Origin of the sequence: Bradyrhizobium sp. CB3481, assembly GCF_029714305.1 — a bacterium.
In the GTDB taxonomy this organism is placed as follows: domain Bacteria; phylum Pseudomonadota; class Alphaproteobacteria; order Rhizobiales; family Xanthobacteraceae; genus Bradyrhizobium.
The window spans coordinates 7,358,149-7,376,164 of the sequence record NZ_CP121647.1; the positions used below are offsets into that span (position 1 = coordinate 7,358,149).

The window sequence follows — 18,016 nt, forward strand, 5'->3', positions numbered from 1 at the left end:
CTTTTAGGCCGGAAGAAGGTCGATGGTGACGCCCTTCGACCGGATGTGTTCGCGCAAATTGCCGGGCTTGATCGCGCCGGCCTTGAGTTCGACCGGCGCGATATAAGCGCCGACCGCACCGACGTCGTCGGCGACGCTCTCGGCGAGCAACGCACGTGCATCATCCGACGTGCTGACGATCGCGGCGTCAGCCAGTGCGGTCGTCCAGCCCTGTTCCGCAGTCCGCCAGACCACGGCGCCGTCCCAGGTGCGGTTGGCGGTCACCACCGACGGCCCGGTGATTCTGATTTTCTTCTGTTCGAGTGGAGAGGTCATTCGGCAGCATCCAGCAGTTTGGAGATGACTTGATTGAGGTTTGACTGACGCCACGGCGCGGAATGCGCGACGACGTCGCCGATGATGAGGATGGCAGGACCGCCATCGATTTTTTCGACCAGCGCAGGCAGATTTTCCAGCGTGCCGACCACGGCCTGTGCGTCGGTGCGCGTCACCCGCGCGAAGATGCCGACGGGCGTTTGCGGCGATCGTCCCGCGGTCAGGAGCCCCGCGCGGACCGACGGCGCCGCCGTCATGCCCATGTAAACGACGATCGTCATCTTCTTATCTGTCAGCACCGACCAGTCGACGGCTTCGGCGTCCTTGGCCTTGTGCGCGGTCAGGAAGGTGATGCGCAGCGCCTCGTGCCGATAGGTCAGCGGCGCCTCGAACTGCGCGGCCGCGCCGAGGCCCGCGGTAATGCCGGGCACCACCGAATAGGCAACGCCGGCGGCGCGCAGCACTTCGATCTCCTCCCCGCCGCGGCCGAAGATGAAGGGATCGCCCCCCTTCAGCCGTACCGCGCGCTGTCCGGATTTCGCCGCATCAATCAGCAGTTTGTGAATCGCATCCTGGCCGATGCCGGGCTTGCCGACGCGGCGGCCGACCGGAACGCGCGAGGCATCGCGGCGCACGCGATCGAGAATTTCCGGCGAGACCAGCTCGTCGTAGAAAACGATGTCGGCATCCTGCAGCGCGCGTAGCGCCTTGATGGTGAGCAGATCCGGATCGCCCGGCCCTGCGCCGACCAGCGTCACCCGGCCTTCGGCCTTGCCGTCGTCATTCGCTCCAGCGAAGGCGGAGAGATCGGCGATTTCGTTCAGCGCCTTTTCGGCGTCGGCCTTGCGTCCGGCCAGCACCAGCGCGCCGATCGGCCCATCGATCACGCGCTCCCAGAAGCGGCGGCGCAACGCGAATTCGGGAATGCGCGCATGGATCGCTTTGCGGAAGCTGCCGATGAAACTGGCGAGGTCGCCGATGCGTGCCGGCAGCACCGCCTCGATGCGCTCGCGGATGCGGCGCGCCACCACCGGCGAGGTGCCGCCGGTGCCGACGGCAACGACGACGTCGCCGCGATCGACGATCGCGGGAAAGATGAAAGTGGAATGCGCGAGGTCGTCCATCACGTTGACGGGCAGGCCGACCGCCTTCGCGCGCGCCGACATCGCAACGCCGATATCGCCAGCGCCGGCGCAGAGGATTGCGATGATGCCGGAGAGATCGGCCGACAGCGGATCACCCATGGCCAGCTCAATCCGGGCCACGTCGGCGGCGGCGAGGCCCGCGAGATCATGATTGCCGTCGGTCGCATACCAACGCACCTCGGCGCCCGCCGCGGCCAGCAGCCGCAACTTGGCGCGTGCAAGATCACCCGCTCCGACGAGCAGCACCTTGCCGCGTTGCAAATCCAGGAAGACAGGCAGATAGCGCATCCGACACTCGCTTTCCCCAAGTTGGGGGTTGACTGAAATTATTTTCTATTTATCTCTCGATCAAGAGCCGCAAAGAGAAAATTATTTCTTCTCTATTGCAGCGCAACTTTAGAATTTTTCCACTCCCAAGTCCAAGGCTCAGAGATGCATCTTCTCGACCATGAATCCAACGGACAGGCGTTGCGGCCTGCTGCCCGTCACGAAGCATCATCTGTGCCGAAAATTTTTAACGGCCGAAGCCTGCCGCCGCCCTCGATGGACCACCTCGACGAGCTCGAGGCGCAGAGCATCTACATCCTGCGGGAGGCGTTCGCGCGGCTGAAGAAGCTGGCGCTGCTGTGGTCGCTGGGCAAGGATTCCAACGTGATGATCTGGCTGGCGCGCAAGGCCTTCTTCGGCCGCGTGCCCTTCCCGGCGCTTCACGTCGACACCGGCAAGAAATTTCCGGAGATGTATGCGTTCCGCGATCACTACGGCAAGGAATGGGATCTCGATCTCAAGGTCGAGCCCTGCCCGCCGATCGACGCGGTCGATCCGACCTTGCCGCCGGCCGCCCGCTCGGCTGCGCGCAAGACCGAAGGTCTAAAATGGGCGCTCAACAAGTATGGCTTTGACGGTCTGATCGCCGGCATTCGCCGCGATGAGGAAGCCACCCGCGCCAAGGAGCGCGTGTTCTCGCCGCGCGGCCTCGAAGGCGGCTGGGACGTGCGCGATCAGCCGCCGGAATTCTGGGATCAGTTCAACGCCTCGGTGCCGCAAGGCGCGCATTTGCGGGTTCATCCGATCCTGCATTGGACCGAGGCCGACATCTGGGCCTACACCAAGCGCGAAAACATTCCGATCATCCCGCTCTATCTCTCCAACAACGGCAAGCGCTATCGCTCGCTCGGCGACGCCGACATCACCTTCCCGGTGGCTTCGGCCGCTTCCAATATCGATGAGATCCTGACCGAGCTCGACGGCACCAAGGTGCCGGAGCGCGCCGGCCGCGCGCTGGATCACGAGACCGAAGACGCTTTCGAGCGGCTGCGCGTCGCAGGTTATCTCTGACGGACATTGGGTGTGAGCGTCGCCATGAACATGATCCTTCCCGCCAGCGTTTCGGCCACGCCGAACGGCACCACGTCGATGCCAAATGGCACGACGCGACCCCAGGTCCGCATCGTCATCGTCGGCCATGTCGATCACGGCAAATCCACCCTGGTCGGCCGCCTGCTGCATGAGACCGGCAGCCTGCCCGAGGGCAAGCTGGAAATGCTAAAGGCCGTGAGTGCACGGCGCGGCATGCCGTTCGAATGGTCGTTCCTGCTCGATGCGCTGCAGACCGAGCGTGACCAGGGCATCACCATCGACACCACGCAGATCCGTTTTCGCACCGGCTCGCGCGACGTCGTCTTGATCGACGCGCCCGGTCACGCCGAGTTCCTGCGCAATATGATCACCGGCGCCTCGCAGGCCGATGGCGCGGTCCTGATCATCGACGCGCTGGAAGGCGTGCGTGACCAGACCAGGCGCCACGGCTATCTCTTGCATCTCCTCGGCATCAAGCAGGTCGCGATCGTCGTCAACAAGATGGACCGCGTCGATTTCAGCGCCGATCGCTTCAAGCAGATCAGCGACGAGATTTCGGCGCATCTGACCGACCTCGGCGTGAAGCCGTCGGCCGTTATTCCGATTTCCGCGCGCGACGGCGACGGCGTCGCCGAGCACACCGCGCGCATCGGCTGGTATAAGGGGCCGACGGTGGTCGAAGCGCTTGACGCGCTCGAACCGGCGCGCCCGCTGGAGCAGCTCGCGCTGCGCTTGCCGGTGCAGGCGATCTACAAGTTCGACGACCGCCGCATCGTGGCCGGCCGCATCGAGTCCGGACATCTGAGCGCCGGCGACGAGATCGTCATCATGCCGGCCGGCAAGATCGCGAAGATCAAGACGGTGGAGAGCTGGCCGGTGACGCCGCTTAAGGGCAGCCACGGCGCCGGCCGTTCGGTCGGCATCACGCTCGACCGCGAATTGTTCATCGAACGCGGCGACATCATCGCGCATGCCGGCGCCACGCCGCGCGACACGCGGCGGATTCGTGCGCGGATTTTCTGGCTGCATGAAAAGCCGTTGTCGAAAGGCGACCAGATCCTGATCCGCCTCGGCACGCGAGAAACCCGCGCCAGCGTCGTCGCGATCGAAAAGGCGATCGATCCTGGTGAGCTCTCCAACGAGGAGACCAAGGCGATCGCGCGCAACCATGTCGGCGAAATCGACATCTCGCTGGCGCAGCCGATCGCCGCCGATCCCTATCAGGACAATCCGCGCACCGGGCGCCTCGTGATCGAGGTCAACGGCCGCATCGCCGGCGGTGGTCTCGTGCTGTCGGTCGATGCCGGGGCACGCGCCGTCCCGATCGACATCGTGCCGGTCGAATCCGCGTTGCGCCCCGAGGAACGCTCGGCGCGCTACCGCCACAACGGCGCGGTGGTGTGGCTGACCGGTCTGCCAGGAGCCGGCAAATCCACGCTGGCACGCGCGCTCGAGCGCCGCCTGTTCTCGCGCGGCGGTTCACCGATCCTTCTCGATGGCGACACGCTGCGCGCCGGGCTCAATGGCGACCTTGGTTTCTCGGCGCAGGACCGCACGGAAAATATCCGCCGGCTCGCCGAGGTCGCGACCCATCTGGCCCGCAACGGGCACATCGCGGTCGTTGCCGCGGTATCGCCGTCGGCGGATGATCGCGCCGCCGCACGCCGCATCGCCGATACCACGTTCCGTGAAATCTATGTCGCAACGCCTGCCGAGGTGTGCGAGAGCCGCGATCCCAAGGGCCACTACGCCAAGGCGCGCGCGGGCACGCTGCAAGCGTTCACCGGGATCGGCAATGACTACCAGCCGCCGGCCCAGGCAGAACTCAGCATCGACACCTCGACCCGCACGGTTTCCGATGCGACCGACGAGATTGAGCGGATGCTGGCGGAGACCGGTATTCTGTTCGACGAACTGGTGGACCTCGCGGCCAACATCTAGGCCTTTTAGGCACTTCTCATCGACCCGGCTTTAGGGCTAAAAGGGCGGCCAATGCCGCCCCTTTGGCGCGTTTTTTGCTGTTTTGGCCCGAAAACAGCCTGCAAACGCCATTTCTTTTGAGAAAGCCCATCATGAAGCGTGTCGATGCCCACGGATTGAAGATCGCCCCTGTCCTGTTCGATTTCATCGCCAAGGAGGCGACCCCCAAAACCGGGATTGCCCCCGACGCGTTCTGGGCCGGCGTCGCTGCCATCATCAAGAAGCTGGGACCGAAGAATCGCGAGTTGCTCGCCTACCGCGATGCGCTGCAGGCCAAGATCGACGACTGGCATCGCGCCAACAAGGGCAAGGCGTTCGACGTCAACGCCTACACGGCCTTCCTCAAGGAGATCGGCTATCTCCTTCCCGAACCTGCGACCCAGAAGGTCGAGACCGCAAACGTCGACGAGGAGATCGGCAAGATCTGCGGACCGCAGCTCGTCGTGCCCTTGACCAACGCCCGCTACGCCTTGAACGCGGCGAATGCGCGCTGGGGTTCGCTCTATGATGCCTTCTACGGCACCGATGCGATCCCGCATGACCCGAGCGAGAGCGGCAAGGGCTACAACAAGGCGCGCGGCGACAAGGTGATCGCCAAGGCCAAGGCCTTCCTCGATGCCGCCGTGCCGCTCGCGACCGGCAGCCACACCGACGTGACGTCCTACAGCGTGATCGCCGGTCAGCTCGCCGTGAAGCTGAAGAGCGGCAACGCCACCGCGCTGAAGACGGCTTCGCAGTTCGCCGGCTACCAGGGCGACGCGGCACGGCCTTCCGCGGTCCTGCTCGTCAACAACGGCATGCATGTCGAGGTCGTGATCGACCGCAGCAACGTGATCGGCAAGGACGATCCCGCCGGCGTCGCCGACATGATCCTCGAAGCCGCGGTTTCGACCATTCTCGACATGGAAGACTCCGTCGCCGCCGTCGATGCCGAGGACAAGGTGCTGGTCTACCGCAACACGCTCGGTCTGATGGATGGCACGCTGTCGGCCGATTTCGAAAAAGGCGGTAAGACCGTCAAGCGCTCGCTCAACCCCGACCGCATCTACAAGACGCCCGATGGCAAGGAGCTCACGCTGCACGGCCGCAGCCTGCTGTTGATGCGCAATGTCGGCCATCACATGTTCACCGACGCGGTGCTCGACGAGAACGGTGAGGAGATTCCCGAAGGCCTGCTCGACGCGGCGGTTGCCGGCCTGCTCGCAATCCACGACCTCAAGGGCAATTCGAAGACGAAGAACAGCCGCACCGGCTCGGTCTACATCGTCAAGCCGAAGATGCACGGCCCCGACGAAGTGGCGCTGACCTGCGAGCTGTTCGGCGAGGTCGAAAAGCTGCTCGGGCTACCCGAGAATACCATGAAGGTCGGCATCATGGACGAGGAGCGCCGCACCACGGTGAACCTGAAGGCCTGCATTCAGAATGCGTCGAAGCGCATCTGCTTCATCAACACCGGCTTCCTCGACCGCACCGGCGACGAGATTCATACCTCGATGGAAGCCGGGCCGATGATCCGCAAGAACGACATGAAGGCGCAGCCCTGGATCAAGTCCTATGAAGACTGGAATGTCGACATGGGCCTGATCGACGGCCTGCCCGGCCATGCCCAGATTGGCAAGGGCATGTGGGCGGCGCCCGACAAGATGGCTGATATGCTGACCCAGAAGCTCGGCCATCCGCAGGCCGGCGCGACCACGGCCTGGGTGCCCTCGCCGACCGCGGCCACGCTGCACGCGCTGCACTACCACCAGGTCAACGTGATCGCGCGTCAGCAGGAACTCGCCAAGGGCGGTCAGCGCGCAAAACTCTCCGACATCCTCACCATTCCAGTGTCGCAGTCGAACTGGGCGCCCGACGACGTGAAGCAGGAGATCGACAACAACTGCCAGGGCATCCTCGGCTATGTCGTGCGCTGGATCGACCAAGGCGTCGGCTGCTCCAAGGTGCCTGATATTCACGACGTCGGCCTGATGGAAGACCGCGCCACCTTGCGCATTTCCAGCCAGCATCTGGCGAACTGGCTGGCGCATGGCGTCGTCAGCAAGGACCAGGTGATGGAATCCTTAAAGCGCATGGCTGTGGTGGTCGACAAGCAGAACGTCGGCGATCCGCTCTACAAGCCGATGGCGCCTTCGTTCGACGGCGTCGCGTTCCAGGCCGCCTGCGACCTGATCTTCAAGGGCCGCGAGCAGCCGAACGGCTATACCGAATACATTCTCACCGCGCGCCGCCGCGAGGCGAAGGCGGCGGGCTGATAAGCGGACATTCAAGAAGCCCCGGCCGGCGTGCCGGGGCTTCTTTCGTTTCAGCACTTGGTGAGCAAGCAACCGGTTAATACTGCATCGCATCTCGGCGCGATCACCCGCGTTCGCCTTGCACGAACACTCAACCTGAGGCAGTATTTTAACATCCTGATTCCGGCAAGGACGCAGCATTCTCTTTGGTTTGATTTTCGCTGCATTTGGTTTTTTCGCTGCGCTGATTTCAAATTTGCTTTTTCTTCCGGGGGCAACCTATGTCCAAGCGCATCATCCTGTTGTCGGATGGCACCGGCAATTCGGCCAGCAAGGTCTGGAAATCCAACGTCTGGCGCGTGTTCGAGAGCCTCGATCTCAGGGCAAACGATCAGGTCGCCTTCTACGATGACGGCGTCGGCACCTCTTCTTTCAAGCCGCTCGCGATCCTCGGCGGCGTTTTCGGATGGGGCCTGAAGCGCAACGTTCTCGATATCTACAGATTCCTTTGCGCCAACTACGAGCCGGGCGATCAGATATTCGGCTTCGGATTCAGCCGGGGCGCTTTCACCATGCGCGTCGTCGTCGGCCTGGTTCTGAATCAGGGGCTGGTGACTGGAGCGACCAAAGCCGAACTTTACGAACAGGCCGCAATGGCCTACCGGGCCTATCGCGCCGAGCGCTTCCATACGTTCCTGCGCTTCGAGTGGCCATTCCGGAAGCTTCGGGATGCGGCCCTCTATTTATTGGGCAAACGCTACAACAACACCCGGAATCGGCCTGTTGAACGCATCGACTTCATAGGCGTCTGGGATACCGTTGCTGCATACGGATTACCGATCGATGAGATGGCGCGGGGCGTCAGCCAATATATCTGGCCGCTCGAGCTGCCCAATCGAAATTTTGACACGCGAATCCAGCGGGCCTGTCACGCCCTTTCGCTCGACGACGAGCGGACAACCTTCCATCCTGTGCTCTGGAACGAGCAGGGCGTGCCTCGCGATCGTCTAAGCCAGGTATGGTTCGCCGGCGTTCACTCCAACGTCGGGGGCGGCTATCCCGACGATTCGCTCGCCTACATTCCGCTCTACTGGATCATGAAAGAGGCCCAGGCGCTCGGCCTGCAGTTCAAGACGATCCCCAACCAGCCGACCAATCCCGACCCCGACATGATGGCCTATGCCGAATGGCGTCGTGATAAGGACGGCCGGCTGTACGACTCGCGCAACGGACTCGGCGGTTATTATCGTTACGGGCCGCGAAGGATCGCGGACCTCAGTCACATGAGGTTTTCCTGGCGTGAAGGCGATCGCGTCAACAACAACGCGCCCACCATTCACGAGACGGCGATCGTCCGAGCGCAGAAGGGCGCGCACCGCTATGCGCCGATCGGCATACCGCAGCACTATGACCTGCTCACCGATACCGGCATTCAGCCGCAGGCAAATCTGGAGAGCCAGGCCCAGGCGGCGGCGCGATGCGACATGCAGGAGCAGATCTGGAATGATGTCTGGCGGCGACGTCTGATCTATTTCATCACCGTATTTGCTTCGCTCTATCTCGCTATCTATCCGCTGTCGCGCATTATTCCCCGCTCCGGCGAGTTCACCAGCCCACTCAGCCTGGTCTCCGGAGCCATCCGGGCGCTTGGCCACGTCCTGCCGGGGGGCCTCGCGCTGTGGATCGACGCCTATGCGCGCGATCCCAGTCATTTCCTGGTGCTGGGATTCTTCGTTGTCTTGCTGATCTGGCTCGGGGTCCGCCTCGGAAAGCGGATCGAGGACAGGATGGAGCGCGTCTGGCGCTCCGCGCCAGCTGCGGCCCCTTCGAAATTGGGCATTGCCTATGGCATCCTCAGTCTTGCTCTCATTGTCTACTTTCTTGGGCACGCCCATCTGCCGGCCTGGCTGCGTCCGCCCAGGAGCGTCGCGCAATTTCTAGCGGCGCATATGAGCTTCTCGGTCGCCACTATCATGATCGCCACCTGGCTGGCGCTCTTCACACCGAGCAATCTGGTTCATCACCTGCGCACCTGGCGACCGTACCGAACGGCGGTTCGCAGCCTGAAGCTCATCATCTTGCCATTCGTGTTCGCAGCCTCGTTCCTGACGCTGGCCGTTTTGTTTGGCAGCCATCTCGTCTTCAGCATCGAAGAGGCCGGTGGTCGCATCTGCCGTCAGAGTGACAACATCACCGCGGCCATGGCCCGCGGCAGGGTCGCAAATCAGGGCCTCGATGCCTGCATCTCTCCGGGGATTGCCTCCTGCTCGAAACCGGGTGAGCCGCCGAAATGCAGCAACGGCCGCGACGTGTTTTGCGGGGAGGGCCAGCCGGTCTGCGAGCCCATGCGCAAGGCTGGCTGCGATGACACCAGGGCCAGCTGCCGTTACGACATGCCGGTCTGCCGTGCGTCCGCTTCGCCCGAGCCGGGCAAGCCGCCGTCAACGCGAATTGCCAGCGTCGCAACCTGTCCCTTCACCTGCGAAATCGGTCCGGTCGGCGAAAAGCTGAGGCAGCTGGATATCAGCGAGGTCTGCCACGCGACGGGCATCTGGCTCGAGCAGGGTCAGAAATACAGCATCATGGTGACGCCCCCCGATCCGAAAGACAGGGAACACGCCTGGCGCGACGGCGACGGCACCATTGTCAGCACTCGCGGCAGGTTGAATCCAGGCTTCATCGCCAAGCTGAAGGAAGCGATCAAGTGGCCGCTCAAGCGGCACCTGTTCGTGGAGCCGTTCAAGGTCATCGCCCGCGTCGGATCGATCGGAAGTGACGAGCGCGTGCTCGAACCCGACGACGATACCCGGACCAACCGGCTCGACGTTCAGATCATTCCCAAGAGCAGTGGAGAGTTGTTCCTGTACGTCAACGAAGCTGTTTTGGTTTGGCCCGGGAAACGCAACTACTTCCACCAAGACAATTCCGGCAAGGCCACGATCAGCGTGCAGCGCGCCCGGCAGCCGAACTGAGAGGTCACGATGAAAGCGATCATCTTGCTGGCGACGGCGGCCATCGCCCTTCCCTTCGTTGTTTCTGGCGTTGCGCCAGGCCATCGGCCCGTTGCGGACCGATTCCTCGAGCGGGCCTTTCTGGTAACACCGACCATACCGCCTGACGACGGCGAGGCACGCAATGCCAACGAACCGCACAAGGTCGTAGACGCCGGCAATTTGCTGGCATGGGTCAGCAAGAATCCAGCGGCAGCTCAGGCCTATGCGTGGCAGGTGATGCCATTGGACTTCCTCTACCTCGCGGTTCTCGGCGCGTTCCTGGCGCTGGCCGCAAACTTTTTTGCATCCGGCGTCGCGCCGTCCTCTACGTTGGCGAAGTTGCCGTCGTGGACATGGTTTATCTTCCCGGCAGTCTACGTCCTTGCTGATTTTGTCGAGGGCTGCCTGATCGTCATGATGATGTCCCAGCCCGCCACCATCAGCGATCGTGCGATCAACCTTTTGACCGCGTTCCGGAACGTCAAGATCGGCGCCAATGGCCTGTCGATCATCCAGATCTTCGTGCTGGGAATTGCTGGCGCGAGTTGGAAATAGATCGATGGCGACGTCTGGATTACGGGGTCCACCGGCCACGATGCCGCATTGGCCGGCCAGGAACGCTTGAGCTTTCTAGCCGTTGATCGTCATCCCAACATTGAAGGAGATGGCGATGGACTGGAACAGGGTTCAAGGTAACTGGAAGCAGTTCAAGGGCTCCGCAAAGGAGAAATGGGGCAAGCTCACCGATGACGATCTCAACGTCATCGAGGGCCGCCGCGACCAGCTCGAAGGCAAGCTGCAGGAGCGCTACGGCTTCGCCAAGGACCAGATCCGCAAGGACGTGGATGACTGGTTCGGCACCTTGAAATGACAAGCAAGCGAAAGCCCCGGTCGAACGCCGGGGCTCTTTTTCGTTACGGCTCCGCGTCGCCATTGGGCGCGGCGACGCCGGGCCGCAGCCGGACTACACCGAGATATATCTCAGCAGCGAAATCACGCCGAGAATGATCACCACGACACGCGCGATCTGTTTGGCGCGGCCATCGAGCGGCAGGAGGTTGATAAGGTAGAGGACGAGGATAACGACCAGAAACGTGATGAGTATGCTGACGAGCATGCGGGTCCCCCTTGGGCATTTGCACTGGAAATTCGCCGGTAGTGATTTGTTAACGTGAACGCCCGCCGCCGGTTCCCGCCCAAGGAACTTCAGCTCGCTCGGAAAAAGCCAATCATTTCAAACGAATCCCGTAATACTACGCGGTTCCCGCCTCGATAAGTATTTACGCTTTTCCCGCCAAATGACCGCGCATCTTGGGGGAGAGCATCATGTTGAACCGTCTGACCGTATCCGCGCTGCTGAAAATCGTCATTCTCGTCACGTCGTTCTGCGTGGTGGTCGGATTTTCGCTCAATGCCTGGGACTCCTGGGCCGCCTACAGGCGGCGAGCCGCATCGCCGTGATCGCCGACGCCTCCGCCAACATCTTCAAGGCGATGCACAATCTGCGCACCGACCGCTCGACGACTAATCGCCTCTTGAACTCCGATGCGCCGATGGACGCCGAGATCGAAAAATACCTGCGCAACATCCGCGACACCGAGATGCCCGCGATGGGCAACGCGCTCGGCCTGCTCAATGGCCTCGAGTTCGCGCAAGCCCAGACGCTGGTGCCGGAATTCGACCGCATCTACAAGACGATGATCACGCTGCAGAAGGAGTTTTGGGAGGCCGTAGCCAAGCCGAAGGCTTCCCGCCGCCCGACGCTCGCCAAGGATTACATGGACGCGGCGAACGGAATGCTTGATGTGCTCGAAAGGCTTTCCGGCGCGTTGGCCGCCGCCGTCAATCATCAGGATGCAACCATCGACCAGCTGCTGGCGATCAAGCAGATCGCCTGGCTGTTGCGCAACACCGCCGGCGAAGCCTCGCTGATCGTCTCGACCGGGCTCAGCGCCGGCAAGGTCGCGCCGGAGGCGCGGCTTGCCTACACCAAATATGTCGGTGGCATCGACGCCGCCTGGAGCGCGCTGGGGCTGACCGCATCGGGCATGCAACTGCCGGCGCCGATTTCGAGCGCGATCGCGGCGACTAAGACCGCCTATTTCGAGCCGTCCTATCTCAGCCTGCGCGACCGGCTGCTGACGCAGATCGCGGACGGCGGAAAGCCGGAACTGACCGCCAACCAGTGGACCCCGGTCACCGTGGGTCGCCTCTCCGCCGCCGTCAACGTGGCCGAAGCCGCGCTCGACGCCGCCAAGGACCACGCTGCGCACCTCTACACCGCGGCCCAGCGCTCCCTGATGATGCAGCTCGTGTTGCTGACCGGCGCGCTCGCGCTGGCGTTCGGCGCCATGACGATCGTCACCCGCCGTGCGATCAAGCCGCTCCACACCATGCGCGATGCCATGCTCAAGGTCGCGGCCGGCGATCTCCAGGTCGATACCGGCTACGCCGCGCGCCATGACGAAATCGGCGCGCTGGCCGGTGCGCTCGAGACCTTCAAGCAGCAAGCTACCGACAAGGCCCGCATCGAGTCGCAGGAGCGCGAGCGCAACGCCGCCGCCATGGCGCGCCAGCAGGCGATCGAGAGCTATGTCGGTGAGTTCGAAGGCACGGTGCGCGAAACCCTCAGCCAGCTCGGCGATGCGTCCGGCCAGATGCGGACCACCTCCTCCGGGCTGTCGACCATCTCGCGCCAGACCAATGAGCGCGTCCAGGTCGCCGAGAAGGCCTCCGGCGAGGCCTCGATGAGCGTCGAGACGGTCGCCGCCGCATCCGAGGAGCTCAGCGCCTCGATCAACGATATCAGCCAGCAGGCCGCGCATGCGGCCGAAATCGCCAGCCGCGCGGTTGGCCAGGCGCGCAACACCGACGGCACCGTCCAGGGCCTTGCCCAGTCGGCGGGCCGGATCGGCGAAGTGGTCGGCCTGATCAACACCATCGCCGCCCAGACCAACCTGCTGGCACTCAACGCCACCATCGAGGCCGCCCGCGCCGGCGAGGCCGGCCGCGGCTTTGCGGTGGTCGCCTCCGAGGTCAAGTCGCTGGCGAGCCAGACCGCGAAGGCGACCGAGGAGATCTCCGAGCAGATCTCCGACATCCAGCGCGTCGCCGGCGAAGCGATCGACGCCATCAAGGGCATCGGCAGCATCATCGGCGAGGTCAACGAGGTCGCCACCGCGATTGCCGCCGCCGTGCAGCAGCAAGGCGCCGCTACCCAGGAGATCACGCGCTCGACGCAGTTTGCGGCGCAGGGCACCAAGAACGTGTCCGAAAACATCAACGGCGTGAAGGCCGATGCGGATGCTGCCGCAGCCGCTGCCGAGGATGTGAAGCAGGCTTCGCAGACGCTGGAGACGCAGAGCCGGCAGCTCGGCAGCCAGGTCACGACGTTCCTCGGCAAGATCCGGGCGGCTTAGTCGCCCTGCGAGGTTGCCAACTTCAAGCATCCGTTATGCCCTCCCCCGCAAGCGGGAGAGAGAGAGTAATTCTTTCACTCCTGCGCCACCACGGGTGCGCGGCCGTATTTGGCGCGGAGCTTTTCGGAAGCCGGCGAGAAATTCAGTTCGGCGCCGCGCTTATCGGCGCTGCGGCCGGCGACCAGAAGCCCTTTTTCGCCGGCGACGATGTCGCCCTTCTTCAGCGTCGGGTCGTCCTCGATCTTGACCTGCGCCAGCCCGACCGCGTCCTTGCCGTTGCAGGTGCATCCGCTGACGAGCTCGTTGCGGTATTTGAACGCGTTCGGCAGGTCCGAATAGGATTTTCCGTTCTCGGCGGTCGCGTCGTCGATACTGCCGCCGTAGTACACCTTCGTTTCGCTCGCCGGGCAGAGCTTGCTGCAGGAGGCAGCACGGCTGGCGTTATCCGAGGCGGTGATCGGGAAGTAGCGGCCATCGCAGGTTCGCACGCAATAGGCCTGGCCGCCGCCGTAGCTGCGGCCACGCCCCTCGCTGCGCGGCGCGGCGACCTGGCCATCGTCGGCGAACGGCATCTGGATGTAGGGCTGGTGGCGCGGACGATTGAAGCCGCCGAACAGCTGCGAGAAGAAGTCCTGTGCCTGCGCGGCAGGCGCCAGCACGGACGCGCATAGCAGCGCGGCGATCCCCCAGGCTGCCAGTTTTCCAGATCGCATCAAGCTTCTCCCGTTGCGCAACAGAGCGCCTTCATTCAGCTACCTGCGGCGCCAGAAGGTTCATCGCCTGGCGGCCGGAGGATGTGGCCACGGCCGGACGCGGCGCCGTCCTGGCCGGATGAATCGTCCTGCCCTCCCCGCCGCGCGCCATCACCGGCGCATTCTTCGGCAGCACCACCACCTTGGTGCCGACCTCGACACGGTTGAACAGATCGATAACGTCCTCATTGGTCAGTCGGATGCAGCCAGACGAGACGAATTTTCCGATCGTCGAGGGATCGTTGGTGCCGTGGATGCGGTATTGGCTGGTACCGAGATACATCGCGCGGGCGCCGAGCGGATTGCCGGGACCGCCGGCCATGAAGCGCGGCAGATAGGGCTGGCGCGCGATCATCTCGGCCGGCGGATGCCAATCCGGCCATTCCGCCTTGCGGCTGATGGTCTGCACGCCGGACCAGGTAAAGCCCTCGCGGCCGACGCCGACCCCGTACCTGATGGCCCGGCCCTGGCCGAGCACGTAGTAGAGCGTGGTGTTGCCGGTATCGATGATGATGGTGCCGGGCGCCTCGTTGGTCCCGAAGGCGACGACGGCGCGGCGCAGCCGCTCAGGCGTTGCGCCTTCATCCGTGCCGATCACCTCGTCGGCGGGATAGCCGTTCGGTTGGGTGGAAGCATAGCCGAACGTCTGCGCGGTCGCGGCACTCGATACCGTTAATGGTAGCAGCAACGCGGCGCTGATGAGGACGAGCGCGCTTGCGACGCGCGACAAAAGTCGGCGAGCGTAGGACTGTGTCATGGGACTGCCCCGTGGGATGTGCATCTTGCGATACTCTGCCCAACAAACGCCACTCGACCGTTGCGGTTCCGTACGACCTATGGCGGGGAGCTTCACGTCAAGCGTCACATCACTCACGCTTGCGCGATGGAACCTGCGTGGCCTCACTCCGTTATGCCTGCAGTCCGTTTCGCGACGTCGCCTTTGCTGTGTCATCGCCGGCTTCGGGCGAGGGAAAACCATTGTGAGCGTCACTCCCCCTAAGCCTTCGCCTGCCAAGCCTGCGCCCGCCAAGTCTTTGGCCGCCAAATCCCCGCCGCCCAAGCATCTGCCGAGCGAGCGCCAGCTTGCCCATGAAGGCGAAGGCACGCCGGTCGTCGAGAGCAAGCTCGAGCTGCCCCCGATCATCCGCCGCCAGGAAGTGGTGGCGATCTGCCTCGTCGGCCTCCTGATCATCTGCATTGTCACCGGCCTCTATCTGGCGAAGGCATTCTTTCTGCCGATCACCATGGCCTTCATCGTCGGCACCATGCTGTCGCCGGCCGCAAGTCTTCTGGAGCGGTTGCGCATTCCGCGCGCGCTCGCAGCTGTCCTGATCGTCACCGCTGCCGGCGCCGGTGCCGCGTTCATGGTGGGCTTGATCGCTTCGCCCGCGGTGGAATGGAGCGGCAAGCTCCCCGAACTGGGCGCCATGCTGAAGGACAAGCTGCACGTGTTCGACCGGCCGCTGGCGCTATGGCAGGAACTTCAGAGCATGATCGGCGGCCCCGGCACGCTGACGACATTGCATCTGCCGAAGATCGACTGGGTGCAGCCGACGCTGGAATTCCTGTCACCGACCTTCACCGAATTCCTGCTCTTCGTCGTCACCCTGATCCTGTTCATCGCGAGCTGGCGCGACCTGCGGCGGGCCATGATCATGAATTTCGGCGAGCGCGAATGGCGGCTGCGGACGCTGCGGATCCTCAACGAGATCGAGGATCATCTCGGCAACTACCTTCTGGTCGTGACCACGATCAATATCGGGGTCGGCATCGCCACCGGTCTGATCTGCGCCGTCACGGGCATGCCCAATCCGGCCGGCCTCGGCGCGCTCGCCGCAATCCTCAACTACATTCCGATCATCGGTCCCGTCGCGATGTTCGCGGTGCTGGTGGTGGTCGGTGTCGTCTCGTTCCCGACCCTGAGCGGCGGCCTTTTGGCATCGGCGATCTTTGCGTGCATGACGTTCATGGAAGGCCATTTCCTGACGCCGACGATCGTCGGACGCCGCCTGGCCTTGAACGCGCTCGCCGTGTTCCTGGCGCTGGCGTTCTGGACCTGGCTGTGGGGACCGATGGGCGCGTTCCTGTCCTCGCCGCTTCTGATCGTTGCGCTGATCGTGAAGGAGCACCTGATGCCTCCAGATGCCCCGCAACTGCCGGAGGGCTAGTTCAAGGAACTTCCCGTTCCGCGAGGCGTTTGTTCCAGAGCTGAATTCGGTAACCGGGAGCTTTCGATGTCTGACGCCGCCTTCAAGAATCTGACGGACAAAGCGACCTCTGAACGCCTGCAAAAGGAAGTCACTGCCGTGAAAAACGATATCGCAGCCCTGACCGAGCAGATCACCGATGCGCTGAACAGTTTTGCCGGCACCGCCAGCAAGCAGGCCCGGCGCGGCTACAACGAGGCCCGCGCCAACGCCGAAGCTGCGGTCGACGACATGTCCGAGCGCGGCAGTGCGATGATGGATGCTGCGCAGAACGCGGCCTCTTCGATCGAGGAGACGCTGGAGGACGTCATCACGCAGCGCCCGCTGGCGACCGTCGGCCTTGCGCTCGGCCTCGGCTTCCTGATCGGCGTGACGTGGCGAAGATAGTTTTGGCGAAGATAGCTTTGGCGCAGGTAGATGTAGCGCCGGCATTTTCGGCGCCGAGAATCGTTCACGGTGCGCGCCGGCCGCGGCGACGTTGCGGCGCGCGGTGTCATTTGTTTCGGTGGCGTCGTTTTCAGATCGAGGCCGGATCATGCTTCAACGGTTCATCGATGATTTCAAGGATTCGGCAGGCAGCGCGCTGCGGCTGACGTCGCTGGCAGCAGCGGCGGCGATGGCGCTGCTGGTCACGACCGCCTTTCTGTGCGCAGCGGCTTTCGTGTTCGTGTTGCAGAACTACGGCCCTGTGCAGGCCTGCCTCACCGGCGCTGCGATCTTCTTTGTCGTCGCCATGATCGCCGCCGGCTGCTACATGATGCGCAAGCGGCAGATCGAAGCGCGCGCGGAGCAGGCAGCCAAGGCCGCCAAATCGACCGCGCAGACCATGCTGTCCGACCCCGCGATGGTTGCCGTCGGCCTCCAGGTGATCCGCGCCGTCGGCATCAAGCGGCTGATCCCGATCCTCGCCATCGGCGGCCTCGCGCTGGGGTTTTTGGCGAGCCGCGCCAATGCGAGCAGCAACGAAGCGCCGGCGGAGTAACTAAAAGTAGCACCACACACCGCTGTCATCCTCCGCGCAGGTGGAGGATCCAGTACGCCGCGGCTTATCGGTTCAATCATTGGCGTCTCTGGGATACTGGATCCCCGCCTTCGCGGGGACGACAACGGAATATGAGGCGGCGATCTCGCGACATGATTTGCCCGAGGTTTGCTGAAACTTTCCGCCCTCTCCAATCAGAGGGCACAGGGAAGACCGGGTGCGCGCCGCACCCGCGGTCTCGCGTGCTGTTTGCGCATAGGCAAGAGATGCACACGAGCATACAGGTTCGGCGGAAGCATCCCGGCCTTCCCTGCGCAATGGCTTTACGGCTTACTTCGTGCTCTTCCCGGAGAACGGCTCTTTTGCCTCCGTCGTCCCTGGGATGCTTTCGCTTCCCAGCGGACTTAACGCCAGCACCACGGCGCCAGAACCACACAACTTGACCGTACGCCTCAGCCAGACTCGTCAGTTACGGCCTTGGCGTCCATCGCATCTCGCCGCGCGTCAGTGACGATGGCCAACGCCCCTCATCTCGCGGTGAGACGGCCGATCTTATGCCGCTGATTTGGGTAAAAACGGAAGCGGAATATTTCTGGTTTTCAGAAATTATTAGCTTGACGCGACTTCCGA

General features: G+C 63.5%; 14 protein-coding genes and 1 pseudogene. 10 read left to right on the top strand and 5 right to left on the bottom strand.

Translation table 11 applies throughout. From position 1 onward, the window contains the following. Nucleotides 1–3: 3 nt before the first annotated feature. On the bottom strand, nucleotides 4–315 hold the full coding sequence (locus QA643_RS35590; protein WP_283030312.1) for a DUF2849 domain-containing protein: 312 nt from the start codon (nucleotides 313–315) through the stop codon (nucleotides 4–6). Then, complete coding sequence (gene cysG / locus QA643_RS35595) at nucleotides 312–1,748, bottom strand: siroheme synthase CysG (protein ID WP_283030313.1); 1,437 nt, start codon at nucleotides 1,746–1,748, stop codon at nucleotides 312–314. The genes QA643_RS35590 and cysG overlap by 4 nt, the downstream gene beginning before the upstream one ends. 255 nt (nucleotides 1,749–2,003) lie before the next feature. Between cysG and cysD the strand changes: the two genes are divergently transcribed. The 6 genes from cysD (at nucleotide 2,004) to QA643_RS35625 (ending at nucleotide 10,897) form a co-directional block, all read left to right on the top strand. Next, nucleotides 2,004–2,798: a sulfate adenylyltransferase subunit CysD gene (gene cysD, locus QA643_RS35600; protein WP_283035043.1), complete on the top strand. Its 795-nt coding sequence runs from the start codon at nucleotides 2,004–2,006 to the stop codon at nucleotides 2,796–2,798. A 24-nt stretch (nucleotides 2,799–2,822) separates the two neighbouring features. Beyond that, complete coding sequence (cysC, locus tag QA643_RS35605) at nucleotides 2,823–4,760, top strand: adenylyl-sulfate kinase (RefSeq protein WP_283030314.1); 1,938 nt, start codon at nucleotides 2,823–2,825, stop codon at nucleotides 4,758–4,760. 131 nt (nucleotides 4,761–4,891) lie between these two features. Beyond that, on the top strand, nucleotides 4,892–7,054 hold the full coding sequence (locus QA643_RS35610; protein WP_283030315.1) for a malate synthase G: 2,163 nt from the start codon (nucleotides 4,892–4,894) through the stop codon (nucleotides 7,052–7,054). Nucleotides 7,055–7,314: 260 nt separating this feature from the next. After that, a complete protein-coding gene (locus QA643_RS35615; protein ID WP_283030316.1) occupies nucleotides 7,315–10,005 on the top strand; it encodes a DUF2235 domain-containing protein in 2,691 nt (896 codons plus the stop codon). A gap of 9 nt (nucleotides 10,006–10,014) precedes the next feature. After that, nucleotides 10,015–10,581 carry a hypothetical protein gene (locus QA643_RS35620; protein WP_283030317.1) on the top strand — a complete coding sequence of 189 codons (567 nt, stop codon included), beginning with the start codon at nucleotides 10,015–10,017 and terminating at the stop codon, nucleotides 10,579–10,581. Nucleotides 10,582–10,696: 115 nt separating this feature from the next. Continuing rightward, nucleotides 10,697–10,897, top strand: coding sequence for a CsbD family protein (locus QA643_RS35625; RefSeq protein ID WP_283030318.1), 201 nt, complete (start codon nucleotides 10,697–10,699; stop codon nucleotides 10,895–10,897). A gap of 93 nt (nucleotides 10,898–10,990) precedes the next feature. Here the strand turns inward: QA643_RS35625 and QA643_RS35630 are convergent, their stop codons facing one another. After that, nucleotides 10,991–11,143 (bottom strand): Thivi_2564 family membrane protein, encoded by a 153-nt coding sequence (locus QA643_RS35630; RefSeq protein ID WP_283030319.1) that lies wholly within the window; start codon nucleotides 11,141–11,143, stop codon nucleotides 10,991–10,993. Between the two features lie 209 nt (nucleotides 11,144–11,352). Between QA643_RS35630 and QA643_RS35635 the strand changes: the two are divergent. After that, nucleotides 11,353–13,445: pseudogene (locus tag QA643_RS35635) on the top strand (HAMP domain-containing methyl-accepting chemotaxis protein). 74 nt (nucleotides 13,446–13,519) lie between these two features. Here the strand turns inward: QA643_RS35635 and QA643_RS35640 are convergent. After that, nucleotides 13,520–14,158, bottom strand: coding sequence for a DUF2865 domain-containing protein (locus QA643_RS35640; RefSeq protein ID WP_283030320.1), 639 nt, complete (start codon nucleotides 14,156–14,158; stop codon nucleotides 13,520–13,522). Between the two features lie 31 nt (nucleotides 14,159–14,189). Beyond that, nucleotides 14,190–14,954, bottom strand: coding sequence for a L,D-transpeptidase (locus QA643_RS35645; protein WP_283030321.1), 765 nt, complete (start codon nucleotides 14,952–14,954; stop codon nucleotides 14,190–14,192). A gap of 307 nt (nucleotides 14,955–15,261) precedes the next feature. Between QA643_RS35645 and QA643_RS35650 the strand changes: the two genes are divergently transcribed. The 3 genes from QA643_RS35650 to QA643_RS35660 all read left to right on the top strand — a co-directional run bounded on the left by QA643_RS35650 (nucleotide 15,262) and on the right by QA643_RS35660 (nucleotide 17,386). Further along, the gene (locus QA643_RS35650; RefSeq protein WP_283035044.1) at nucleotides 15,262–16,365 is read left to right on the top strand and encodes an AI-2E family transporter; all 1,104 of its coding nucleotides are present in this window, start codon (nucleotides 15,262–15,264) and stop codon (nucleotides 16,363–16,365) included. Between the two features lie 66 nt (nucleotides 16,366–16,431). Then, entirely contained in the window at nucleotides 16,432–16,791 is a 360-nt protein-coding gene (locus tag QA643_RS35655; protein ID WP_283030322.1) for a DUF883 family protein, read from the top strand. A 148-nt stretch (nucleotides 16,792–16,939) separates the two neighbouring features. After that, nucleotides 16,940–17,386: a hypothetical protein gene (locus tag QA643_RS35660; RefSeq protein WP_283030324.1), complete on the top strand. Its 447-nt coding sequence runs from the start codon at nucleotides 16,940–16,942 to the stop codon at nucleotides 17,384–17,386. Nucleotides 17,387–18,016 lie beyond the last annotated feature (630 nt).